We start from the raw sequence: 21978 nt of genomic DNA on the forward strand, positions 1-21978 counted from the left end.
TCACAGCCATGCCACCAGCATCACCCCGCCCCGGCGCGACGGCACGCGCACGCCGGGCGGCGCGTCAGTGGTCCTGGCGGGCCCCGAAGTGCAGCCGCCGGGACCCCGGGTTTCCGGCGCCGATGCCTTCCAGATACGCCTCGGAGGAGCCCGGAGAGGTCGCGGTGAGCGGGACGGACATGCTCTGGCACATGCGCTGGGCGCGCGCGAGGGCGCTGAGCGTGGCGGGGGAGGGCGGGCCGGCGGGGAGTTCGACGGTGACGGAGGCCGGGCGGTGCGCGGAGACGAGCGCCTCGATCTGCAGGGCGGCCGCGGCCCGGTTCGTGATGTCGAGGTCCCGAAGGATCTTGACATGCAGGACGCCGTCGTCGATGACGTGGCTGATGATCATGGCCCACCTGCCGTTCAGACCCCGGGGTTCGGCGGCCCTCCGCGCGGGCGCCGCTCACTGTCGAGGATAAGTGTGGCCTCCATGGGTCACACTGCCCGCATGCCGCGCGGGGGAGGAGACGCCCGGCATGTCCGAACGTCCACCATTGGTCCACTCCTGGCCCCACGGATCACGCCGGGACTGTGCCATTGGCCCACTCGTCCTCAGCTCTGTTGAGCCACCTGTACCCCCGCCGGTACCCTGCCAAGCATCCAAGTACTTCCTGGCGCCGCAGCGCCGGACGGCAACGACGCCGCCCGGGACCGCGGTGCTTTCGTCGTGTCCGCCGAGCGGCCCCCCACCCCGGGCCGCCGAGGGCCGGCGCGCACCACTGCGAGGGGGGCGGCGCACCGCCGTGAAGAAGATGTTCGTGGCTCCTGACCCGGGACTCCTGAGACTGCGCACCGCACTGCGCGCCGTGATCGGCGTCGGCCTCGCCGTCGCCGCCGCCCAGGCCTGCGGACTGTCGCTGGTCGCATCGATCGTCGGCGGCCTGGCCGCGCTCCTCGCGCTCTTCACGGTCACCGACGCGACCGTCCGCGACCAGAAGATCACCACCGCGCTGCTGCCCGTCGCGGGCTTCCCCGTCCTCGCCCTGGCCACGACCCTGCACGGCCTCCCGCTGCTGCGCGACACGGCCTTCGTCCTGGTCGTCCTGGTCGGCGTCTACGCCAGGCGCTGGGGCCCCCGCGGCCATGCCCTCGGGATCTTCGCGTTCATGGACTTCTTCAGCACCCAGTTCCTGCACGCGGTCCCCGCCCAGCTGCCTGAGCTGTACGCCGCCGTGCTCCTGGCCCTCGTCGCGGCCGGGACCACCCGCTTCGTGCTCTGGCCGATCGAGCGCCGCAATCCGCCCGCCGCACCCCCGCCCGCGCTGCCCGGCGCCGGGCTCGCCCGGGCCACCACCCGGCAGGCCGTCCAGGCCGCCGCGGCCTGTGCCGTGGCGCTGGTCGTCGGCCAGGTGCTCTCGGACGAGCGCTGGTACTGGGCCGTCGGCACCGTCTGGTGGATCTTCGTCAACACCACCTCGCGCGGCGAGACCCTGGTCCGCGGCTTCCGCCGGGTGCTCGGCACCGTCGTCGGCATCGTCCTCGGTCTGCTGATCGCCCTGCCGCTGCACGGAGCGCCCGCGCCGACCGCGGTCCTGGTCGCCCTCTGCGTCTTCGGGATCTTCTACACCGCGGCCGTCTCGTACTCCTGGATGATGCTGGCGGTCACGGTCATGGCCAGCTCGCTGTACGGGCTGCTCGGCGTGCTGGACACCGGCCTGCTCGTGCTGCGGTTCGCCGAGACGGGCGTCGGCGCGGCCTGCGCCGGCCTCGCGGTCGCCCTGGTCCTGCCGATCACCACGCACGCCACGAACCACGCCTGGATCCAGCGGGCCCTGCACAGCATGCACGCGGCGACCGCCGAGGCGATCGCCCGGCTCGCCGGCGACCCCGCGGGCGACCCGGCGCCGCACGCCGCCGAGCTGGAGCTGCTGCTCGGCCGGGTGCGGATGGCGCTCGCGCCGCTGCTGCACCCCCTGAACCCGTTCCGCGCCCGCAAGGCCCGGGCCCGCCACGTCATCGAGCTGCTCGACGCCGCCGCCCGCGAGGTGCGCGGCCTGGTGACTGTCGCCGCCGACCCGGACGCGGCGCACGACGCGCGTCTCGCCGCCGCCTGCTGGCGCGTCGAGGCCGCCGTGGAGGCGCTCACCGCCGACGAGCTGGGCTGCTGCCGGGTGACGGCGGAGGCGTACCGCGACACCCCGCACCAGGAGCGGGGCGAGCCGGCCCTCGTGCACTTGCACGGCCTGGAGAAGGCCCTCGCCGAGCTGGCGACCCCGCTCGGCTCCTCGCCGCGCGACCCGCTCGTCCCGGCTGCCTGACGTTGGTCTAGACCGGCTGCTACCGTCGGCGCGCAGACCGAGCGCGCGGAGGGGAGAGGCTGTGGCCGAGCAGGGCGCAGTACGGGCATTCATCGGATCGTTCACCTCGGCCGGGGGGCGGGGCGTCACCGCCGCCTCCGTCGACCCGGAGACCGGGGCGCTGACGGAGACGGGGGCGACCGACGCGGTCGCGGACCCGTCGTTCCTCACGCTCGGACGGGCCGGCGACGGCCGCCCCGTCCTGTACGCGGTCTCCGAGACCGACGACGGGGCCGTGGCCGCGTTCGATGTCACGGGACCCGTACCGGAGCCGCTCGGCCCGCCGGCGCCGGTACGCGGCTCCGGCCCCACCCACCTGTGCGTCGCCGCCGGTCACGTCCTGACGGCCAACTACACCTCCGGCGGCGTCAGCGCCCTTCCGCTCGGCCCGGACGGCACCCTGCTCCCCTCCTCCGACGTGCTCCGGCACGAGGGCTCCGGCCCCGTCGCGGACCGGCAGTCCGGACCGCACGCCCACCAGGTGCTGCCCGCCCCTGGCGGGCGCTGGATCCTGAGCGTGGACCTCGGCACCGACTCGGTGCGGGTGTGCGCCCTCGACCCGGCCACGGGCGTGCTGCGCACGCACCGGGAGACCGCGCTGCGGCCCGGCACCGGGCCCCGGCACCTCGCCTTCCACCCGGCCGGCACGCACCTGTACGTGCTGAACGAGCTGGAGCCCACCGTCACCGTGTGCCGCTGGGACGCCGTCGGAGGCGTCGTGGAGCCGCTGGGGGAGACCTCGGTGCTGCCCGAGGGGCCCGAGGGCGCGCGGGAGCCGAGCTACCCGTCCACGATCGTCGTGGCGGCCGACGGCCGCTTCGCGTTCGCCGCGGTGCGCGGCGACGACAGCATCGCCGTCCTCGCGCTCACCCCGTCCGGCGACAAGGCCGAACCGGTCGCCACGGTGCCGTGCGGCGGGCACTGGCCGCGCGACCTCACCCTGGAACCCGCGTCGGGCCGGCTGTACGCGGCGAACGAGCGCTCCGGCGACGTGACCTGGTTCGACGTGGACCGGGAGACGGGCATCCCGGTCCGGGCGGGTTCGCTCCCCGCCCCCGCCGCGTCCTGTGTGGTCTTCGCCTGACGACCCGCCCCGCCCGACGGAGAAGGGCCCGTACCGGACGTCCGGTACGGGCCCTTACTGCCTCTGCGGCTGCCTCCGTGCCCCCGTCAGTGGGTCGGGGCGCCCTGCTGCTGCGGGCTGATGCCCAGGGTCGCCGCGTACTGCGACAGGACCAGCTTGCCGATGGCCGGGTACGCGCCGAGCGGCTCGGAGGCCGCGCAGCCCGCTTCCTTCGCCGCCTCGTCGAGCAGGCCCTCGGCCAGCTCCGGGCCGACCAGGTACGGGGCCAGCGCCAGCTGGGCGGAGCCCGCGCCGCGCAGCTGATCCGCGACAGAGGCGATCGAGCCCTCCTGGTCCAGGGCGGCGGCGATCACCGGGACGGCCAGGCGCGCGGCCAGCAGCATGCCGGTGATGCCGGCGGCCTGCACGGCCTCCTCGCCGCCGACCGTCGCCAGGATGATGCCGTCGGCGGCGGTGGCGACCGTGAACAGCCGGGCGCGGTCGGCGCGCGACAGACCCGCCTCGGAGAGCCGGACGTGCAGCGCCTCGGCGAGCAGCGGGTGCGGGCCGAGCACGTCGGTCAGCTCGGCGCCCGAGCCGCTGGCCGTCACGGCCTGGCGGATCTGGCGCATCCGCGCGCTGTCCGGGCCGGCGAGCAGCGGGACCACGACCGCGGCCGGGCCCTCGGGAGCGCTGACCTCGCGGCCCGCGGCCAGGGCGATCTCGTACCGCTCGGTGCGCAGCGCGGAGACCTGCGCGAGCACGGACCCGAGGGTGGGGTACTCGGCGTCGTCACCGTCCAGGTAGCCGATCACGGCCTCCAGGCCGGGCAGCTCGGAACGGGCGATGCTGACGACCTCTTCGGCGAGGGAGCGTATGGCCGGGGAGGGCGTGCCGGGGACCGCCAGAACCAGCGTCGGAGCGCCCTCGGGCGCCGCCACGGGTTCGGGTCGGCGGTGCCGCCCGGGCTGGCGGGGTCGCGGCATTCGTACAGGCAGGCCGGAAGCGGGCCCAGTGGGGGAGCTCATGGCGCCGCATGCTACTGGCTTTGCCCGTCCGGCTGTTCGCTGAGGTGCGACTCGGCGTCGGATGCCCGCGTTTGTCCGACCTGCTCCTTACGGGGTCAATGATCGGGTACGTACAGCAGGTGCGGGTCCTCCGGCAGCCGGAGCGTTCCGGTCGCGAGGGCGCCGGCGAGCGTGACCGCTCCGGACAGCGGGTCCCCGGCCGCGGCCACCCGCCGGGCGTGCGGGAGTTGTGCGGTCAGTTCTTCCTCCAGCGGTACGAGCAGCGGCTCGCCGAGTCTGAACAGTCCACCGGTCAGCGCGACTTCGACCTCCCCTGCCCGCTCGTCGCCGGCGGCGGGGCACGCCGCGGCCGCGGCCTCGGCGATGTGCGCCGCCGCGTGCCGCAGCAGGCGTGATGCCACGCGGTCCCCCTCCGTGGCGCACCGTGCGACCTCGGGTGCGAAGGAGGCCAGCACGGCGGGCCGGTCCGTGCGCGGGTACAGCGCGCCCGGCAGCCCGGCCGCCGGGCCGAACCGCTCCTCGGCGCGGGCGAGCAGGGCGGCCGAGCCGTGGCGGCGTCCGTCGTACGCGCGCATCGCCGCCTCCAGACCGACCCGGCCGATCCAGGCGCCGCTGCCGCAGTCGCCGAGCAGATGGCCCCAGCCGTCGGCGCGGCGCCAGCCGGACAGATCGGTGCCGAGCGCGATCAGGCCCGTACCGCCGGCCACGACCGCGCCGGGCCGCTGCCCGAGGGCACCCGCGTACGCGGTGACCGCGTCGGCGGCCAGCGCGAGCCGGCGCACCCCGAGCGCCCGCGCCAGGGCGCGGGGCAGTTCGGCCCGCAGTTCGTCCCCGAGCGTCGCCATCCCGGCGGCGCCGACCGCCACGGCGGTCACCCGGCCGCCGGACCGGGCCAGGAACGCCTCCACCGGCGGCAGTACCTGCGCGAGGAGATGACCGGCGTCCATCCCGCCGGGCCCGGTGCGCACCGGCTCGCGCGTCGACTCCGTCGCCGCCACGCGCCCTCCGGCCGCTTCGGCGCAGGCGATGCGCAGCCCCGAGCCCCCCGAATCGACCCCGACGACCCACTCGTTCACGGCACTGTCCACGCCGGGCACCCTATCCCCGGGCCGATCTGCGTTGTCGGTGCAGGCCGGTAGAGTCACGCACCGTGGCAGCGAGACCGTTGAACGAACTGGTGGAGCCCGGTTGGGCTGAGGCATTGCGTCCCGTCGAGGGGCGCATCGCGGCGATGGGCGAGTTCCTGCGCGCGGAGATCGCGGCGGGGCGGAAGTACCTGCCCGCGGGGGAGCACATCCTGCGGGCCTTCCAGCAGCCCTTCGCCGATGTACGCGTGCTGATAGTGGGTCAGGACCCGTACCACACGCCGGGGATGCCGATCGGCCTGAGCTTTGCGGTCGCGCCCGACGTGCGCCGGCTGCCTCCCAGCCTGGAGAACATCTACCAGGAGCTGAACTCCGACCTGGGGCTGCCCCGCCCGTCGAACGGCGACCTCACGCCCTGGACCCGCCAGGGCGTGCTGCTCCTGAACAGGTCGCTGACCACCGAACCGCGCAAGGCCAACAGTCACCGCGGCAAGGGCTGGGAGGAGGTCACCGAGCAGGCCATCCGTGCCCTGGCCGCCCGCGGCAAGCCCCTGGTCTCGATCCTCTGGGGCCGGGACGCCCGCAACCTGCGGCCGTTCCTCGGCGACCTGCCGGCGATCGAATCGGCCCACCCCTCCCCGATGTCCGCGGACCGCGGCTTCTTCGGCTCGCGCCCGTTCAGCCGCGCCAACGAACTCCTGGTGGGGCAGGGCGCCGAGCCCATCGACTGGCGCCTGCCGTAGAGATGCGCCTGCCCTGGGCGTCCGACCGGCCGCCCCTCAGCCGAGCACCGCCGCTCTGACGCAGAGCACGTCGGGCAGGTGCTCGGCGAGGAGCTGCCAGCTCTCGCCGTCGTCCGCGCTGGCGTACACCTCGCCGTTGCGGTTGCCGAAGTAGATCCCCGCCGGGTTCGCGTCGTCCGTGCGCAGCGCGTCGCGCAGCACCGTGCCGTAGTGGTCGTCCTGCGGCAGCCCGGCGGACAGCGGCTCCCAGCTCGTGCCCGCGTCGCTCGTCCGGTAGACGCGGCAGCGCCGGCCCGCCGGGACGCGGTCCGCGTCCGCGTTGATCGGGAACACGTACGCCGTGTCCGCCAGATGCGGATGCGCGGCGACGGCGAATCCGAAGGTGGACGGCAGCCCGGCGCCGATGTCCGTCCAGGTCGCGCCCGCGTCGTCGCTGCGGTAGACGCCCCAGTGGTTCTGAAGATAGAGCCGGTCCGGATCCACCGCGTCCCGCGCGATCTTGTGCACGCACTGGCCGAACTCCGGGTTCGGGTCGGGCAGGAACACCGCCGAGACTCCCTTGTTGGACGGGTTCCAGCTCGCGCCGCCGTCCCGGGAGCGGAACACGCCCGCCGTCGACACCGCGACCGTCACCGACTCCGCGTCCCGCGGGTCGGTGATCACGGTGTGCACCGCCTCACCGCCGCCGCCCGGGACCCACTTGGTGCGGGTGGGGTGCTCCCACAACGGCCGGATCAGTTCGAACGACTCGCCGCCGTCGACCGACTTGAAGAGCGCGGCCGGTTCCGTCCCCGCGTACACGACGTCGGGCTCGTCGCGCCCCGCCGGCTGGAGCTGCCAGACCCGCTCCAGCGAAGCCCCGGTGTCCTGGGGGAACTTCACGGCCGGCTGCTTCGGTTCGGTCCAGCTCGCGCCCAGGTCGTCCGAGTGGAAGACGGACGGACCCCAGTGCGCGCTGTCCCCGCCGACGAGGACGCGGGGTACCTCGCGCCGGGTGTCGATGGCGACCGAGTACACGGCCTGCGCGTTGAAGTGCGGGTCCTGGAACTCCCATCGGCCGCCGCGTCGGCGGCCGATGAACAGACCCTTGCGGGTGCCTACGGTGAGCAGTACGTCGGACATGGCCGACACCTCCGGAACGACGCCGTTGTCGTGGATACGGGCAAGTCTGCACCGTGCCACCGACAACGGCGTCCCGACCGGCCGTCCCCGCAGGTCCGAGGCGTGTTACGGGCTCAGATCGCCCAGCGGTACTGGTCCGGCGCCGCCACCTCGCCGCCCAGTTCGCGGGCCGCCCGGCGGGCCCAGGAGGCGTCCCGCAGCAGCTCGCGGCCGAGCAGCACGGCGTCCGCCTCGCCGTTCGCGAGGATCTTCTCCGCCTGCCGCGGGTCGGTGATCAGGCCCACGGCCGCCGTCGGCAGCCCGGTCTCGGCCCGCACCCGGGCCGCGAACGGCACCTGGTACCCGGGCTCGGTGGGGATCTTCGCCGGTCCGCCGTTGCCGCCGGAGGACACGTCCAGCAGGTCGACCCCGTGCTCGCGCAGCAGCGCGGCGAACCGGATGGTGTCGTCCGGCGTCCAGCCGTCCTCGCCGAGCCAGTCGGTGGCGGAGATCCGGAAGAACAGCGGCAGCTCCTCGGGCCACACGGCGCGCACCGCGTCGACGACCTCCAGGGCGAGGCGGGTCCGGTTCTCGAAGGAGCCGCCGTAGGCGTCGGTGCGCCGGTTGGAGTGCGGGGAGAGGAACTCGCCGATCAGATAGCCGTGGGCGCCGTGCACCTCCAGGACCTGGAACCCGGCGTCCAGCGCCCGCCGGGCGGCGGCGGCGAAGAGGCCGACGATCTCCTGGATCTGCTCCACGCCGAGCTCGGCCGGTACCTGGTGACTCTCGTCGAACGGCACCGGGCTGGGCGCGACCGGCTGCCAGCTGTGCTCGTGCGCTTCGACCGGTCCCCGGCCCCGCCAGGGCCGGCGGGTCGCGCCCTTGCGGCCGGAGTGCCCGATCTGGATGCCGGGCACCGTGCCGTGCTCCTTGAGGAACCCGGAGATCCGGCGCAGCGCCGCGACCTGGGTGTCGTTCCAGATGCCTAGGTCGTAGGGGCTGATCCGGCCCTCGGGGGCGACGGCGTTCGCCTCGATCATGATCAGGCCGGTCCCGCCGGTGGCCCGGGCGGCGTAGTGGGCGAAGTGCCAGTCGGTCGCGACACCCGCGTTCGGTCCGGTGGGCTCGGCCGAGTACTGGTCCATCGGCGACATCCAGACACGGTTCGGGATCGTCACGGAGCGGAGCGTGAACGGCGCGAACAGGGCAGCACTCATGGGCGGACTCCATTTCGAGGGACCGGGGAAGACGACTCATACGATAGACGTCGTAGTACGGCAGCTGTCAAACTACGATGGTTCTCGTACGATGGAGGCGACCGCCGACGAACTGGAGACGCCGTGACCGCCACCACCCCCCGCGCCCTCGACCACCCGGCGCGGGAAGAGATCCGCCTGGAGGCGGTGCTGCACGCGCTCTCGGACCCCGTCCGGCTGCAGATCGTGCGCGAACTCGCCGACGCGGAGAACGCGTTGAGCTGCTCCTACTTCGACCTGCCGGTCACCAAGTCGACGACCACGCACCACTTCCGGGTACTCCGCGAGAGCGGCGTGATCCAGCAGGACTACCAGGGCACCGCGAAGATGAACGGCCTGCGCCGCGCCGACCTCGATGCCCTGTTCCCCGGCCTTCTCGACCGCCTCCTGTACGCGGCCACCGCCCAGCAGACCCGCCTGGGCGCTACGACGGGCTGACGCCCCGCGCCGCCTCCCGCAGCCCGTCCCAGTCCGGGATCTTGACGGTGGGCCGGCCGAGCGAGCGTCCCAGCTGCGCCTCGGCCCGCTCGATCGCCAGCCAGCCCGGCCAGGCGACCGGCTCGTGCCCGAGCTCCCGCAGCGCGGCGACCGGATCGGCCACGACCGCCCGGCGTGCCAGCTCCGGCGCGTCCTCCAGCAGGGAGGCCACGGTCTCCTTCGCGCAGGGCCGGTTCGTGCCGATCACCCCGGTCGGGCCGCGCTTGATCCACCCGGCCACGTACTCGCCGGGCGACGGCGCCCCGTCCCGCAGCACCCGTCCGGCGAGGTTCGGCACCGTGCCGCGTGCCTCGTCGAACGGCAGCCCGGCCAGCGGTACGCCCCGGTAGCCGACCGCCCGCAGCACCAGTTGGGCCTCGATCTCCTCGTACCTGCCGGTGCCCCGTACGCCGCCGGAGCCGTCCGGCTCCGTGCGCTCGAACCGCACCCCGGCCACCCGGCCGGCCTCGCCGAGCAGCTCCACCGGGCGCAGGAAGAACCGCAGCCGGATGTTCCGCGCGGCGGCCCCTCCGTCCGCCGGACCCGCCGCCCAGCCCCGTACGACCTCCAGGTTCCGCCGGTTCACCGCCGGGAGCCCGGACGGGTCGGCGAACGACGGGTCGAGCGCCAGCTCGGCGGGGTCCACCGAGACCGAGACCCCGGGCAGCGCGCCCAGTTCGCGCAGCTCCTTGGTGGTGAACCTGGCCTGCCCGGGCCCGCGCCGCCCCACCATGTGCACCTCGCGCACCCCGCTTCGTTCCAGCGCCGCCAGCGCGCCCTGGGGCACGTCCGTCGGCCGCAGCTCCTCCGGGCCGCGGGCCAGGATCCGGGTCACGTCCACCGCCACGTTCCCCACCCCGATCACCACGGCCGAGCGGGCACCGAGGGCGAAGCCGTTGCCCGCCGCGTCCGGGTGCGCGCTGTACCAGGAGACGAACTCGGTCGCCGACCTGCTCCCCACCAGCTCCTCGCCGGGCACGCCCAGGTGCCGGTCGCGCGCGGCGCCCACGCAGTACACGACGGCGTGGTACAGCTCGAGCAGCCGGGCCGGCGTCAGCCCGCGCGTCCCGGCCTCGACGTTGCCCAGGAACCCGACGCGCTCGTCCTCCAGGACGGTGCGCAGGTTGCCCTGGAGCGACTTGATCTTCTCGTGGTCGGGGGCGACGCCGTAGCGCACGAGGCCGTACGGGCACGGCAGCCGGTCCAGCACGTCCACCCGCACACCGGGCACGAGGTCCTGCTGGACCAGCGCCTGGGCGGTGTAGACCCCGCTCGGACCCGAGCCGACGACTGCGACGCGAAGCACGGGACGTCTCCTTCCCGCCGGGGCTTCCAGCATCGCACCGGAATCCCCCGGCGGGGAGTCGTCCCGCACCACGTGGCGCCCGCCGGCGCAGCCGCCACGGCGGTCGCTACATCGAGCGCATCCGGTTGATCTCGGCCGTCTGCTGCGCGATCACGTCGTTCGCCATCTCCTCCACCAGGACGTTGTTCCCCTCGGACAGCACCTGGGCGGCCATCGTCAGGGCCCCGTCGTGGTGGGTGATCATCAGCTTCAGGAAGAGGTCGTCGAAGGCCTTCCCCTTCGCCGCCTTCAGTTGGGCCAACTGGGCGTCGGTCGCCATGCCGGGCATCGTGCCGTGGTCGTGGCCGCTCTGCTTCGCCGGGCCACCGTTCGTTTTCAGCCAGCCTTCCATCGCGGCGATCTCCGGCTGCTGAGCCGCCGTGATCCGCGCCGCCAGCTTCTTCACCTGCTCCGATCCGGTCCGCTGGGGGACCAGTGCGGTCATCGTCAGCGCCTGCCGGTGGTGGACGATCATCATCTGCGCGTAGCTGCGGTCCGCCGCGTTGGGCTTGTCGTCCGGCAGGGCGCGCGAGGCCTCCTCCGGGGACATCGTCCGGGCCGCCTCGCCCGGCTTGCCGGGCGCGATCACCTTCGGCCCGGTGGCCGCCCTGGCCTGCGGTTCGTCCCCGGACGACCCCGACTCGCAGGCCCCGAGCAGGAGTACGGCGAGGACGCCCGCGGACGCGACGGCGGCGGTGCGGACGGGACGCTTCAACAAGACGGCCTCCAGGGGCGATCGGGGTGGGCGAGGACGGAGGGGACGTTGTCACACATGCGTCAGGAGCGTCAGCAGAAAACCTTCATTACGTCTGTGTTGCCATCTGTTGAGATGTGCATGGAAAGGAAGATACTGCCGGGGTCCATGAACCGTTCAACTCTGAACGGATACAAGGGAGGACGCGTGACCTCGTTGCGTACCACGCGCACACGACGCAGACCTCTGGCGGTCGCGGCTGCGGCCGCCGGACTGCTGGCCACCCTGCTGACGGCCGGACCCGCGGTCGCCACGCCCGACCCCGGCGACGCCGTCACCCAGGGCGCCGTCACCTCGGAGCAGGCTGCCGAGGCGCGATCCGCCGTCCAGAGCGGCGAGATACCCGGCGTGGACGAGATCGTCCACAGCGACAACATCACCCACCTCACCAACATCCCCAAGGACGCCCTGCCGGGCACCAACTCGGACCTGGCGTTCCAGGGCAAGTACGCGTTCGCGGGCAACTACGACGGCTTCCGGATCTTCGACATCAGCGACCCGAAGGCGCCGAAGACCGTCGCCCAGGTCCTCTGCCCGGGCTCGCAGAACGACATCTCCGTCTCCGGCAACCTTCTCTTCCTGTCCACCGACTCCTCCCGCAGCGACAACTCCTGTGCCAGCACCACGCAGCCGGCCACGGAGAAGTCCTCGTGGGAGGGCATGAAGATCTTCGACATCAGCGACATCGCCAACCCGAAGTACGTGGCCGCGGTCGAGACCGCCTGCGGTTCGCACACCCACACGCTCGTGCCCAAGGGCAAGAACGTGTACGTGTACGTCTCCTCGTACTCCCCGAACGTGGCCTTCCCCGACTGCCAGCCGCCGCACGACGGCATCTCGGTGATCAAGGTCCCGCGCAAGGCCCCGCAGCAGGCCGCGATCGTGAACTTCCCGGTGCTCTTCCCCGGTGACGGCCCGGACGGCGGCGGCAATCCCGGCGGTCCCACCAACCCGGGCGTCTCCAAGACCACCGGCTGCCACGACATCACGGTCCTGCCGTCGAAGAACCTGGCCGCCGGCGCCTGCATGGGCGACGGCATCCTCTTCGACATCGCGGACCCGGAGCACCCGAGGGTCATCGACCAGGTCCAGGACAACGTGAACTTCGCGTTCTGGCACTCGGCGACCTTCAACCAGAAGGCCGACAAGGTCGTCTTCACCGACGAGCTCGGCGGCGGCTCCGGCGCCACCTGCAACGCGGCGGTCGGTCCGAACCGCGGTGCCGACGGCATCTACGACATCGTCGGCAAGGGCGACCAGCGCAAGCTGGTGTTCCGCAGCTACTTCAAGATCCCGCGCCACCAGGCCGACACCGAGAACTGTGTCGCCCACAACGGCTCGCTCATCCCGGTCAAGGGCAAGGACCTGATGGTCCAGGCCTGGTACCAGGGCGGCGTGTCCGTCTGGGACTTCACCGACTCCTCGCAGCCGCGTGAGATCGCGTACTTCGAGCGCGGCCCGCTCACCACGGACGTGATCCGCACGGGCGGTTCGTGGTCGGCGTACTACTACAACGGCCACATCTACTCGAACGACATCGCCAAGGGCTTCGACGTGCTGAAGCTCAGCGACCGTCGTACCGACCCCGCGAAGAAGATCCGGATGGACGAGCTGAACGTCCAGACCCAGCCGGACTACTTCGAGGACTTCGAGGACTGATCCAGCGGTCGTGACGGCATGCCGTCGGGCGGACCTCCGTCCGGCGGCATGCCCATGTCCCAGTCGAGCCCGTACCGCTGGAACAGTTCCGCCCGCAGCCGGGGGAGCGGCATCGGCGCGCCGGGCAGCAGCATCGCGACCACCGTGCCCATCAGCAGCGCGCGCAGCAGCGGATATTCGGTGTCCACGTCGGGGGAGCCGAAACGGACCATCGTGTCCCGCAGCAGGAAGGCCAGCCGCTGCTGCTCCGGGCACTGCACGAACCCCTCGGCCTGCAGGATGCCGGCCATGTGCGTCCGCATCAGCAGCGGACGGTCCCGCGCGAGACCGAGGATCGCGTCGATCGCCCGCGCCAGCCGCTCCCGGCCGTCCTCGGTGCGCGGCTCCCGCTCCAGCGCCTCCTCCAGCGTCAGGTGCATCAGCCGGTGCACCGCGGACTGGAGCAGCTGTCGCTTGCCCGGGAAGTAGTAGGAGACGAGGCCACGGGCGGTGCCGGCCCGGTCGGCTATGTCTCCGAGCGTCGTCGCCTCGTATCCGTGCTCGCCGACGAGGTCGACGGCGGCCTGCAGAATGCGCTCGCGGGACCGCCGCCGAAGCTCTTCATTGACCGATGGGCTCCGCGGGGACATGCTGGACTCCTGCGTTGACTGGCTTCCAGCCAATATACTCAGCGTGTCCTGCCGCCACGCCGCCGCGCCTGGTCGGCAGGGCTCTGCCGTCTGTTCTGGGCGACGCGGGGGATCGTCCAGGACAGACGGCTTTGTCCTATTCTCCTCCGGTCTCTTCGTCGATCCGCCGCCACAGGCGTGAGCGATAGGTGAGCACCGTCACGCACACCAGGCAGGCGCCGAGCAGCCAGCCCTCGACGACGTCCGACGTCCAGTGCACCCCCAGGTACACCCGGGTCCAGCCGACGCCCACGACGGACACCAGCGCCGCCACGACGAGCACGCTCCAGCCGCGCCACCGCTCCTGCCAGTGCAGCGCCAGTACCCAGAGCAGCAGGCCCCAGGTCACGGTCGCCGTCATCGCGTGGCCGGAGGGAAAGGCCTCGTACTGTGCGCTGTCCACCGGATCGGGCCAGCTCGGCCGGGGCCGGTCGACCAGCGCCTTCACCACCCGCTGGGTCACCGCGGTCAGCACGCTCGCCAACGCCGTCCACACCGCGAGCCGCCGCTCGCGGCGCAGCCAGAGCACCACCACGGTCACCACGATCAGCGCGCGCATCGTCCACGGGTCCCAGATCCAGTCGCTGAGGATCCGGTTCAGCTCCGTGAAGCCCGGCTCGGCGACCGCGCTGCGGTGCAGCGCCTCCGCCACGTCGTGGTCCGCCGCGATGAGCGGACCCCAGCGGGTGGCCACGAGCACCAACAGGAGGACGGCGAGCAGACCCGAGGCCACGGCGGAGGAGCGCATGAGCCGATCCTTCCGGACGGAACCGAATCGCGTCCTCCGCTTCGCCGGAACGGCGGGTCGCGTCCGGCGCGCGGTGGGCGGGTGGTCCGCCGGCGCGGCGGGCAGATGGTCCGTCGGCGCGGGTGGTCCGGCGTCAGCGCAGGGCGGCGAGGCCCGGGATCAGGGCGACCAGCAGCGGGATCACGGGGACGAGGGCCGCGGTGGCCGTCAGGCGCAGCCGCTGGAACGGCGCGAGCCGGGGCGAGGCGGCCAGCAGCCGGTTCACCCGCTGCGGAACGTCCGCCTCCGGCGACGAGGCGGGGCCGAACACGCCCCGGTCCTCGTTGAGTTCCACCAGCGCGAGCGCGGTGGTCAGCCGGCCGTAGCGGCGCGACGCCACGTCGTCGGCGGCCAGTTCGACCAGCCGGTGCATCTCGCCACGGAACGCGGCGAAGACCGGGATCCCCGGGAACCCGCCGGCCAGCGCCGCAGAGCAGTGCAACAGCCAGTCGTGCCGGGCCCGCGCGTGCCCCTCCTCGTGCGCCAGGACCGCGTCGAGCTGACGTCCCTTCAGTCGCTGTAGGGCGGCCGTCGTGATGACCAGCTGGGGTGTGGCGCCCGGCAGCCACCAGGCGTCCGGCCGCTCGCCCTCCAGGACCACCAGCGGCCCGGCGCCCGGCTCCTCACCCGGCAACATCGGGGCGCGGACGAGCAGTTCGCGCCGGCGCGTCCGGCGTCGTGCCCGGGCTCGTCGGACCTCCCGGGCGAGCATCGTGACGGTCCACAGCCCGCCGCAGGCCAGCAACACCGCGAGGGGCCCCGACCAGGGCTGGTGCCCCCCGAGTTCGTACGCCTCGATCACGCCGTTGGGCGCGGACGCGAAGAGCTGTCCCCTGACGGCCTGCCAGGCCACCGCCGCGCTGAGCGTCATCGAAAGTCCGAAGCTCAGCAGCACCGCGGCCACCACACACTGCCACACCCACAGCGCCACGACCGGTTCGCGCTCCACCCAGACCGCCTGTGCCAGCAGCCGCGGGGCGACGGCAGCGGTCACGACGCCGAGCACGAGCAGCGTGAGGGAGACCACCATGCCGCCACCCTATGAGTCCCTGCTACTCGGGGGTATGGCCGAGCGCGCCAAGTGACGCACGCCACGGTTTGACGCGGCCGACGCGCACCGGGCCGTCACCCCGTCACCTCCCCTCGCCCGTCGCCTCGCCGTGCCCGTCACATCGTGACGAGCATGGCGAGCATGGCCAGCCCCATCGACAGTCGGCAGGCCGCCGCCAGCTCCGGCCGCGCCGCCCACCCGGGCGACGCGCCGCCGGCCGTCACCCCTGCCGGCACCAGCCGTGCGCCCGACCGCAGCACGTAGACCGTGTAGTAGAGGAGCAGGGCCCCTGTCAGCACGGGCAGCCCCGCCGCTCCCGCGCCGTGCGCCCCGTGCGCTCCCTGTGCCGGAAGCGTCATCGCCAGCGCCATGTAGACCATCGCCACCGAGCCCACCGTGTGGTGCAGATGGTGCCCGCCGCGCCGCGCGGACCACAGCGCGCGCAGCGCCGCGCCGCCGAACACGGCCGCGTACACCGCCCAGCTCCACGACGGCGGCACGAACACCGCGGCGGGCACGGCCATCGCCGCCATCCCGAACCCCATCAGGGCCTCGCCCCCGGCGGCCCGGCGCTCCTCGCCCGCGCCGCGGCGCATCCGCAGCAGGCAGTACGCGCCGGACGCCGCGCACAGCGTCACCAGCAGCCATCCGGCCGTCGCCGGTCCGTGCACGGGCCACCTCCCCCTCGCCGCCACTCCTCCGTCGATGCCCGCGCGCCCGGGCCGTTACGCGAGCGCAGGGGTGTACGGGGGGAGCGCGCCGGGCGGGCGCTACGCTCGGGAGAGATCACCGCCGCCGCGAGGGGAGCCGACCCGCATGGACACCGCACTGCCCCAGGAGTCCGGACAGCTCAGCTACCGGGACGCCGTCGAGGCGGACGTGCCCGTCGTCGTCCCGCTCGTCGAGTCCGCCTACCGCGGCGACTCCAGCCGCACCGGGTGGACCACCGAGGCGGACATCCTGCAGGGGCAGCGCACCGACCCCGAGGGTGTACGGGAGGTCATCGCCGCCCCGGGCTCGCGGCTGCTCCTCGTGGAGCGCGACGGCGAGCTGATCGGCTGCTGCCAGCTGGAGCACCGCGACGAGGCGGCGTACTTCGGCATGTTCGCGGTGCGTCCGGGCGTGCAGGGCGGCGGCCTGGGCAAGCAGATCCTCGCCGAGGCCGAGCGGCAGGCGCGCGAGACCTGGGGCGTGCGCGAGATGCACATGACCGTGATCTCGGTGCGCGACGAGCTGATCGCCTACTACGAGCGCCGCGGCTACCGCCGTACGGGACGGATGACGCCCTTCCCGTACGGCGACGAGCGCTTCGGCCTGCCGCAGCGCGCGGACCTGCAGTTCGAGCTGCTGGTGAAGGTCCTGGCCTGACGCCGCCGTGCGTCAGGCCGTCGGACCCGGCGCGGACGTGCGTCAGGCCGTGCACGCGGCGCGGACGCGTGTCAGGCGGTGAAGCGGCCGGTGCGGCGGATCTCCGGGTAGTCGGTCGTCGCGCCGTCCAGTTCCAGCGCCCGGACGAGCCGCAGGTGGTCCTGCGTGTTGACCACCCAGCCGATGACCCGCAGGCCCTCGCCGTGCGCGTGCTCGACCGTCTCCAGGTTCAGCCGCCGGATGTTCAGCGCGAGGCTCTCCGCGCCGACGGCCTTCGCCCGGTCCACGACGTCCGATTCCCAGCGACTGGCGATCAGTGCCGTCCGGGCCCCGGGCACCAGCCGGGAGATCTCGGCGATCGCCCCGTCGTGGAAGGACGAGACCTCGACCCGGCCGACCAGGTCGCGCCGGTGCATCACGTCCGCCAGCGCCCGGGCCGCCGCCTCGTCCTTGATCTCCGCCTGGAGCGGCGCCCGCACCGCGTCCAGGACCTCTTCGAAGACCGGGATCCGTTCGCCCTGGCCCGCGTCGAGCCCGCGCAGCTCGGCGAGGGTCAGCTCGGCGATGCGCCCGCTGCCGTCCGTCGTCCGGTCGACCTCCGCGTCGTGCATGACGACGAGCGCGCCGTCCTTGCTCAGGTGGAGGTCCAGCTCGATGACGTCCATGCCCGCGTGTTCGGCGTGGACGAAGGAGCGCAGGGTGTTCTCGGGTTCGACACCCATGACTCCGCGATGACCGATGGTGAGGAAACTCAAGATCTTCTCGCTTCCGTCGATGGCCGGGCCGTCGAGGTCCGCGCGTCCGGGTCCCGCCGGGCGCCGTGGCGGCTCGGGCGCAGCCTAACGGCCGCCGCCGACGATGCAATCGGTCGTGCACAGGGCTTCGGAGGCGTTCCTTCCAGGGGCTATGCGCCCTCTCGGGCCCGTTCGGCTCACCCGCCCGTGGGCGCGTCCGCCGCGCCTTGACGTTCCTGCGCCATCCGGTCGAGGTCCGCGAGGAGCGCCTCGGCCAGCTCCAGCTCGGCCAGGTGCTGCCGCTCGCTCCAGCGCAGTGCGGTCCGCGGGTGGTTCCAGTCGGTCACGCCCTCGGTGCGGGCGAGCGCGTCCCGTACCTCCTTCAGTGCGACGCGGGTGTGCGCGAGGTGCTCCTCGACCCGGGCGCGCAGTCGGTCCGGGGCGGCGAGGTGGCCGAGCCAGATCCGCAGGACCAGGGGGTGCTTCAGCACGACCGGACCGGCGTCGCCCTCGGCCGCCCAGTCCGCCAGTGCGGTGCGGCCGGCCTCGGTGATCGCGTACCGCCGCTTGGCCCGGGCCTCCTCGGGGCCGGAGCGCCGGGAGGTCGCGTACCCGAGCGTCTCGAGCCGGCGCAGCTCGGCGTAGATCTGGCTGATCGCGGGCGACCAGTAGAAGAACCGCAGCGAGGCGTCGGCCCACTTCTTCAGGTCGTACCCGGTGCGTTCGCCGGGGAAGGAGAGCAGTCCGAGCACCGCCCAGGCGGTCGGCGGGAGTTCGGCCGGCTTCTCCTGGCGCGGCTCTTGTCTTCGCGGGAACTGACGACTAGTCATATAGCGAATTGAAAGAGAGACGGCGCACGGACACAACCCCCTGGAGGGGCCATGAAGTTCTCCGTGATCTTCGAGGCGCAGCTGGCCGACCCGACGGTGGAGCGCGAGCACCAGGTCATCCGCGACTGCGTGGAGCAGGCGGTGCTCGCCGAGGAGATGGGCTTCGACCGGATCTGGGCGGTCGAGCACCACTCGCTCAAGTGGTACGCGCACATGTCCGCCCCTGAGATCTTCCTGACCTGGGTGGCGGCGAAGACCCGGCGCATCCGCGTCGGGCACGGCGTGGTCTGCATGCCGTTCAACTTCAACCACCCGGCCCGGGTGGCCGAGCGCGCCGCGATGCTCGATCTGCTCTCCGGCGGCCGGCTCGACCTGGGGGCGGGCCGCGGCGGCACCGCGCAGGAGACCTCGCTGTGCGGGGTGGACCGCGACCGCACCACGCAGGAGGTCGAGGAGGCCCTGCGGATCATCGGGAAGGCCTGGCAGGAGGAGGAGCTGGAGTACCACGGCGAGCTGATCAGGATCGATCCGCATCCGATCCTGCCCCGGCCCGCGCAGACTCCGCACCCGCCGCTCTTCCTCGCCTGCAGCCGGACCGAGACCCTGACCCAGGCCGCCGAACTGGGCATCGGCGCCCTGGTGATGGGCTTCGCGGGCCCGGAGTCGATCAAGGAGATGCGCGCGGCGTACGACGCGGCCCGAGCGGCCCGGACCGGCGACCGGTTCGTCTCCACCGTCGTCAACGACCACTTCTCCGTGCTCTGCCCGACGATCGTCCTCGACGACGCCGAGGAGGCCCGCCGGGTCGGCATCCGCGGCCAGCGGTTCTTCGCGCAGTCCATCGGCCACTGGTACGGGGGCGCGGGTGTCCCGGACGAGGCGGTCGTGGCCGGGGCCGACGAGGCGGCCGCGATGCGGCAGGCGGCCGAGCAGGTCGTCGCCCGGCTGAACGAGCAGCGCATCCCGGTGCGGCCGACGTCCACGGCCACCTTCAACGCGGACCACGCGTACGGCAGCGCGGAGGACGCCATCGCGTACGTGGAGCGGCTCCGCGACGCGGGGGCCGACGAGATCATGTGCCTGATCCAGATGGGGACCGTGCCGCAGGAGGTCTGTCTGGAGACCCTGCGCCAGTGGGGCGCGAAGGTCATTCCGCACTTCAGGGAGGGAAGTCGTGACTGACGACACCCGCGTACGCACCCCGGAGCCCGACCGGCTCGACCCGGCCGCCCGGCCCTTCGTCGACCTGCTGACCGCCGTCTTCCCCGACGTCGGCGGCGCGGTCACCGACCCCGTCGAGGCCCGCCGGATCCTCGCCGCCGCGCCGGCCCATCCCGCCGAGCCGCCTGCCGTCGGCGAGGTGACGGACCGGACGATCCCCGGCCCGGCGGGCGCGCCGCCGATACCGGTGCGGATCTACCGGCCCGAGGCCGGCGCGGACGCCGGGCCTCGCCCGACCGTGGTCTTCCTGCACGGCGGCGGCTGGGTGCTCTGCGGGATCGACACCCACGACCGGACCTGCCGCTCGCTGTGCCGGGAGTCCGGCGCCGTCGTCGTCTCGGTCGACTACCGGCTCGCGCCCGAGGCCCGGTTCCCCGCGCCCGTCGAGGACGCCTACGCGGCCGTGTGCTGGGCCGCGGAGCACGTCGGGGAGCTGGGCGGCGAACCGGCCGCGCTGGTGGTCGCCGGGGACAGCGCGGGCGGCAACCTGGCCGCCGCGACGGCGCTGCTCGCCCGGGACCGGGGCGGTCCTGCCCTCGCCGGCCAGGTGCTCATCTATCCGGCGACCGACCTGGCCGGGCAGCCGGAGTCGTACCGGACCAACGGATCCGGCTACTACCTCACCACCGCCGCCATGCGCTGGTTCCGGGACCAGTACCTCGGCCCGGACGGCGACCCGGCCGATCCGCTGGCCTCTCCGCTGCGCGCCGACCTCACCGGGCTGCCGCCCGCGCACGTGATCACGGCCGGCTGCGATCCGCTGCACGACGAGGGCCGGGCCTTCGCCGCCGCGCTGCGGGCGGCCGGGACGCCGGTCACCGAGGACTGCCGGCCGGCGATGTTCCACGGCTTCCTGGCGATGTCCGAGTACCTGGACGAAGCCCGGCAGGCCTTGCGGGGAGCGGCGGATGCGATGGCCGCGACGCTGCCGGACAGGAAAAATCACGGTGACCATGGGGGGTCGGCAGGATAATTTCTTCCGTCTCCCCTTGTGGTGAAGAACCTCGAACGCTTACGGTGTTTTGACACGAGGTTCTCCTGTGGAGGAAGAGGCATGACGGAAATTCTTGAGCAGGATGCGATCGGTGGGGGCATAGGCACCGGCGAGCGAGTGGTGGACCACCCTGCCTGGTCAGAGCTCAAGAACGCCGTGGAGGAGATCCGCCCCTGGCAGTCCAAGGACGGATCCATCGACTTCGACGCCGAGGGCGCGCCGTCCCGCTCCCTCGTCGAGAAGACCCTCGACCGGGTCGTCGCCTCGGTCGAGGCCCTCTCCCCGCTGGTCCCGCACGACATCGCGTACCACCGTGCGCTCGTCGTCGACCTGCGCAAGTGGGCCGAGCAGGGCTTCGGCGTGCCGGACTTCCTGGACTCGCTGCTGGCGTTCCACCCCGCCGCCGACCGCGCGGACGGCCTGCAGCGCCTCGTGCTGTTCCCGATGTACACGCAGAACGGCAACCTGGACCGCAACTTCGAGGCCGTCGTGCTGCGCATGGTGTGGCCCGAGTGGCTCTCCGAGCTGGAGGCCACCCGGTACGACAACCCCGGCTTCTGCGGCATCACCTTCGAGGACTTCACGGCCGGCTACGACACCAACTCGGCCGTCCTCTTCCCCGAGACCGTCGCGGTCCGCGAGGCTCCCGAGCGCTTCACCTGGGGCGGCATCTTCTGCGACCGCGAGGCCGCGCGCTTCCGCGCCGTCACCGATGAAGCGGTCCGCATCCTCGGCCTGCAGCTCCCCGCGGACATCGAGGCGATGGTCGCCGACCAGAAGCGCTGCGAGCAGGCCTTCGTGCTCTGGGACATGGTCCACGACCGCACCCACAGCCACGGCGACCTGCCGTTCGACCCCTTCATGATCAAGCAGCGCCAGCCGTTCTGGATGTACGGCCTGGAGGAGCTGCGCTGCGACCTCACCGCCTTCAAGGAGGCCGTGAAGCTCGAGGCCGAGGGCAACTCGCACGGGCGCGACGTGCAGTACGCGGTGCTCTTCGACCGGATGTTCCGCTTCCCCGTCTCCGGCGACCGCAACCGCAACTACGACGGCCTCGGCGGCCAGCTGCTCTTCGCGTACCTGCACAAGCACGACGTGGTGCGCTGGACCGACAACACGCTGAAGATCGACTGGCAGCGTGCCCCCGAGGTCACCAACCAGCTCTGCGCCGAGATCGAGAAGCTGTACCGCGACGGCATCGACCGCCCGAAGCTGGTCCACTGGTTCGCCGCGTACGACCTGGTCTCCACCTACCTCGCCCCGCACCCGGGCTCGAAGTGGGCGAAGGGCCCCGAGGCCCTCGACCTGACCCAGCAGCCGCGCAAGCTCGTCGACGACGTGCTTCCGGACGAGTTTCCGCTCAGCATGTTCTATGAGGCCCTTTCCAAGAAGCTCAAGGGTGTGATCGCCGCCACGAAGGGGATCACGGCCACGAGCGCGGCGGGGTCCGAGCAGGCTGCCGCGTGAGCTCTCGC

At 73.0% G+C, this 21978-nt stretch carries 22 protein-coding genes; 9 read left to right on the forward strand and 13 right to left on the reverse strand.

Annotation, left to right across the window (positions count from 1 at the left end; translation table 11 throughout):
- Positions 1-64: 64 nt before the first annotated feature.
- Positions 65-391, reverse strand: a complete 327-nt coding sequence (locus R2D22_RS32740; RefSeq protein ID WP_318108692.1) for a hypothetical protein — start codon at positions 389-391, stop codon at positions 65-67.
- Positions 392-794: 403 nt separating this feature from the next.
- On the opposite strand from R2D22_RS32740, the gene R2D22_RS32745 reads away from it, so the two are divergent.
- Positions 795-2300 (forward strand): FUSC family protein, encoded by a 1506-nt coding sequence (locus tag R2D22_RS32745; RefSeq protein WP_318110123.1) that lies wholly within the window; start codon positions 795-797, stop codon positions 2298-2300.
- 61 nt (positions 2301-2361) lie between these two features.
- A complete protein-coding gene (locus R2D22_RS32750) occupies positions 2362-3423 on the forward strand; it encodes a lactonase family protein (protein WP_318108693.1) in 1062 nt (353 codons plus the stop codon).
- An 86-nt stretch (positions 3424-3509) separates the two neighbouring features.
- Here R2D22_RS32750 and R2D22_RS32755 read toward each other — a convergent pair whose 3' ends face one another.
- Both R2D22_RS32755 and R2D22_RS32760 read right to left on the reverse strand, forming a co-directional pair.
- Positions 3510-4430 carry a sirohydrochlorin chelatase gene (locus R2D22_RS32755; RefSeq protein ID WP_318108694.1) on the reverse strand — a complete coding sequence of 307 codons (921 nt, stop codon included), beginning with the start codon at positions 4428-4430 and terminating at the stop codon, positions 3510-3512.
- A gap of 95 nt (positions 4431-4525) precedes the next feature.
- A complete protein-coding gene (locus tag R2D22_RS32760) occupies positions 4526-5518 on the reverse strand; it encodes an N-acetylglucosamine kinase (RefSeq protein WP_318108695.1) in 993 nt (330 codons plus the stop codon).
- Between the two features lie 62 nt (positions 5519-5580).
- On the opposite strand from R2D22_RS32760, the gene R2D22_RS32765 reads away from it, so the two are divergent.
- On the forward strand, positions 5581-6258 hold the full coding sequence (locus R2D22_RS32765; protein ID WP_318108697.1) for a uracil-DNA glycosylase: 678 nt from the start codon (positions 5581-5583) through the stop codon (positions 6256-6258).
- Between the two features lie 36 nt (positions 6259-6294).
- On the opposite strand, the gene R2D22_RS32770 is transcribed toward R2D22_RS32765, so the two are convergent.
- Both R2D22_RS32770 and R2D22_RS32775 read right to left on the reverse strand, forming a co-directional pair.
- The gene (locus R2D22_RS32770; RefSeq protein ID WP_318108699.1) at positions 6295-7380 is read right to left on the reverse strand and encodes a WD40/YVTN/BNR-like repeat-containing protein; all 1086 of its coding nucleotides are present in this window, start codon (positions 7378-7380) and stop codon (positions 6295-6297) included.
- A gap of 113 nt (positions 7381-7493) precedes the next feature.
- A complete protein-coding gene (locus tag R2D22_RS32775) occupies positions 7494-8576 on the reverse strand; it encodes an NADH:flavin oxidoreductase/NADH oxidase (protein ID WP_318108700.1) in 1083 nt (360 codons plus the stop codon).
- Positions 8577-8699: 123 nt separating this feature from the next.
- Between R2D22_RS32775 and R2D22_RS32780 the strand changes: the two genes are divergently transcribed.
- Entirely contained in the window at positions 8700-9053 is a 354-nt protein-coding gene (locus R2D22_RS32780; protein WP_318108702.1) for an ArsR/SmtB family transcription factor, read from the forward strand.
- On the opposite strand, the gene R2D22_RS32785 is transcribed toward R2D22_RS32780, so the two are convergent.
- Entirely contained in the window at positions 9040-10398 is a 1359-nt protein-coding gene (locus R2D22_RS32785; protein WP_318108703.1) for an FAD-dependent oxidoreductase, read from the reverse strand. The two genes, R2D22_RS32780 and R2D22_RS32785, sit on opposite strands and share 14 nt — an antisense overlap.
- A 106-nt stretch (positions 10399-10504) precedes the next feature.
- Positions 10505-11155: a DUF305 domain-containing protein gene (locus R2D22_RS32790; RefSeq protein WP_318108705.1), complete on the reverse strand. Its 651-nt coding sequence runs from the start codon at positions 11153-11155 to the stop codon at positions 10505-10507.
- A gap of 144 nt (positions 11156-11299) precedes the next feature.
- Here R2D22_RS32790 and R2D22_RS32795 point away from each other — a divergent pair, with 144 nt between their 5' ends.
- On the forward strand, positions 11300-12850 hold the full coding sequence (locus R2D22_RS32795; protein WP_411977104.1) for an LVIVD repeat-containing protein: 1551 nt from the start codon (positions 11300-11302) through the stop codon (positions 12848-12850).
- On the opposite strand, the gene R2D22_RS32800 is transcribed toward R2D22_RS32795, so the two are convergent.
- The 4 genes from R2D22_RS32800 to R2D22_RS32815 all read right to left on the reverse strand — a co-directional run bounded on the left by R2D22_RS32800 (position 12826) and on the right by R2D22_RS32815 (position 16027).
- Positions 12826-13479 carry a TetR/AcrR family transcriptional regulator gene (locus R2D22_RS32800; RefSeq protein WP_318108709.1) on the reverse strand — a complete coding sequence of 218 codons (654 nt, stop codon included), beginning with the start codon at positions 13477-13479 and terminating at the stop codon, positions 12826-12828. The genes R2D22_RS32795 and R2D22_RS32800 overlap by 25 nt on opposite strands.
- 136 nt (positions 13480-13615) lie before the next feature.
- Positions 13616-14266 carry a phosphatase PAP2 family protein gene (locus tag R2D22_RS32805; protein ID WP_318108710.1) on the reverse strand — a complete coding sequence of 217 codons (651 nt, stop codon included), beginning with the start codon at positions 14264-14266 and terminating at the stop codon, positions 13616-13618.
- 133 nt (positions 14267-14399) lie between these two features.
- Entirely contained in the window at positions 14400-15335 is a 936-nt protein-coding gene (locus tag R2D22_RS32810; protein WP_318108712.1) for a M56 family metallopeptidase, read from the reverse strand.
- Positions 15336-15472: 137 nt separating this feature from the next.
- Positions 15473-16027, reverse strand: coding sequence for a DUF5134 domain-containing protein (locus tag R2D22_RS32815; RefSeq protein WP_318108714.1), 555 nt, complete (start codon positions 16025-16027; stop codon positions 15473-15475).
- Positions 16028-16172: 145 nt separating this feature from the next.
- Here R2D22_RS32815 and R2D22_RS32820 point away from each other — a divergent pair, with 145 nt between their 5' ends.
- The gene (locus tag R2D22_RS32820) at positions 16173-16724 is read left to right on the forward strand and encodes a GNAT family N-acetyltransferase (protein WP_318108716.1); all 552 of its coding nucleotides are present in this window, start codon (positions 16173-16175) and stop codon (positions 16722-16724) included.
- Positions 16725-16795: 71 nt separating this feature from the next.
- On the opposite strand, the gene R2D22_RS32825 is transcribed toward R2D22_RS32820, so the two are convergent.
- Together R2D22_RS32825 and R2D22_RS32830 are read right to left on the reverse strand one after the other, a co-directional pair.
- Positions 16796-17479 (reverse strand): glycerophosphodiester phosphodiesterase, encoded by a 684-nt coding sequence (locus R2D22_RS32825; protein ID WP_318108718.1) that lies wholly within the window; start codon positions 17477-17479, stop codon positions 16796-16798.
- 176 nt (positions 17480-17655) lie between these two features.
- Positions 17656-18288, reverse strand: coding sequence for a PadR family transcriptional regulator (locus R2D22_RS32830; protein WP_318108719.1), 633 nt, complete (start codon positions 18286-18288; stop codon positions 17656-17658).
- 51 nt (positions 18289-18339) lie between these two features.
- Between R2D22_RS32830 and R2D22_RS32835 the strand changes: the two genes are divergently transcribed.
- The 3 genes from R2D22_RS32835 (at position 18340) to R2D22_RS32845 (ending at position 21970) form a co-directional block, all read left to right on the forward strand.
- A complete protein-coding gene (locus R2D22_RS32835; protein ID WP_318108720.1) occupies positions 18340-19470 on the forward strand; it encodes an LLM class flavin-dependent oxidoreductase in 1131 nt (376 codons plus the stop codon).
- On the forward strand, positions 19463-20482 hold the full coding sequence (locus R2D22_RS32840; protein ID WP_318108721.1) for an alpha/beta hydrolase: 1020 nt from the start codon (positions 19463-19465) through the stop codon (positions 20480-20482). The genes R2D22_RS32835 and R2D22_RS32840 overlap by 8 nt, the downstream gene beginning before the upstream one ends.
- An 81-nt stretch (positions 20483-20563) precedes the next feature.
- Positions 20564-21970 (forward strand): DUF6421 family protein, encoded by a 1407-nt coding sequence (locus R2D22_RS32845; RefSeq protein ID WP_318108722.1) that lies wholly within the window; start codon positions 20564-20566, stop codon positions 21968-21970.
- The last annotated feature ends 8 nt before the right edge of the window (positions 21971-21978 follow it).

The organism is Streptomyces sp. HUAS YS2 (assembly GCF_033343995.1).
Classification (GTDB): Bacteria; Actinomycetota; Actinomycetes; order Streptomycetales; family Streptomycetaceae; genus Streptomyces; species Streptomyces solicathayae.

Excerpts from the sequence above, each read along its gene's own strand:
- R2D22_RS32740 (WP_318108692.1), bottom strand. The coding sequence starts at position 391 with ATGATCATCAGCCACGTCATCGACGACGGCGTCCTGCATGTCAAGATC.
- R2D22_RS32745 (WP_318110123.1), top strand. The coding sequence starts at position 795 with ATGTTCGTGGCTCCTGACCCGGGACTCCTGAGACTGCGCACCGCACTG.
- R2D22_RS32755 (WP_318108694.1), bottom strand. The coding sequence starts at position 4,430 with ATGAGCTCCCCCACTGGGCCCGCTTCCGGCCTGCCTGTACGAATGCCG.
- R2D22_RS32770 (WP_318108699.1), bottom strand. The coding sequence starts at position 7,380 with ATGTCCGACGTACTGCTCACCGTAGGCACCCGCAAGGGTCTGTTCATC.
- R2D22_RS32775 (WP_318108700.1), bottom strand. The coding sequence starts at position 8,576 with ATGAGTGCTGCCCTGTTCGCGCCGTTCACGCTCCGCTCCGTGACGATC.
- R2D22_RS32795 (WP_411977104.1), top strand. The coding sequence starts at position 11,300 with ATGAACCGTTCAACTCTGAACGGATACAAGGGAGGACGCGTGACCTCG.
- R2D22_RS32800 (WP_318108709.1), bottom strand. The coding sequence starts at position 13,479 with ATGTCCCCGCGGAGCCCATCGGTCAATGAAGAGCTTCGGCGGCGGTCC.
- R2D22_RS32805 (WP_318108710.1), bottom strand. The coding sequence starts at position 14,266 with ATGCGCTCCTCCGCCGTGGCCTCGGGTCTGCTCGCCGTCCTCCTGTTG.
- R2D22_RS32810 (WP_318108712.1), bottom strand. The coding sequence starts at position 15,335 with ATGGTGGTCTCCCTCACGCTGCTCGTGCTCGGCGTCGTGACCGCTGCC.
- R2D22_RS32820 (WP_318108716.1), top strand. The coding sequence starts at position 16,173 with ATGGACACCGCACTGCCCCAGGAGTCCGGACAGCTCAGCTACCGGGAC.
- R2D22_RS32830 (WP_318108719.1), bottom strand. The coding sequence starts at position 18,288 with ATGACTAGTCGTCAGTTCCCGCGAAGACAAGAGCCGCGCCAGGAGAAG.
- R2D22_RS32835 (WP_318108720.1), top strand. The coding sequence starts at position 18,340 with ATGAAGTTCTCCGTGATCTTCGAGGCGCAGCTGGCCGACCCGACGGTG.
- R2D22_RS32845 (WP_318108722.1), top strand. The coding sequence starts at position 20,564 with ATGACGGAAATTCTTGAGCAGGATGCGATCGGTGGGGGCATAGGCACC.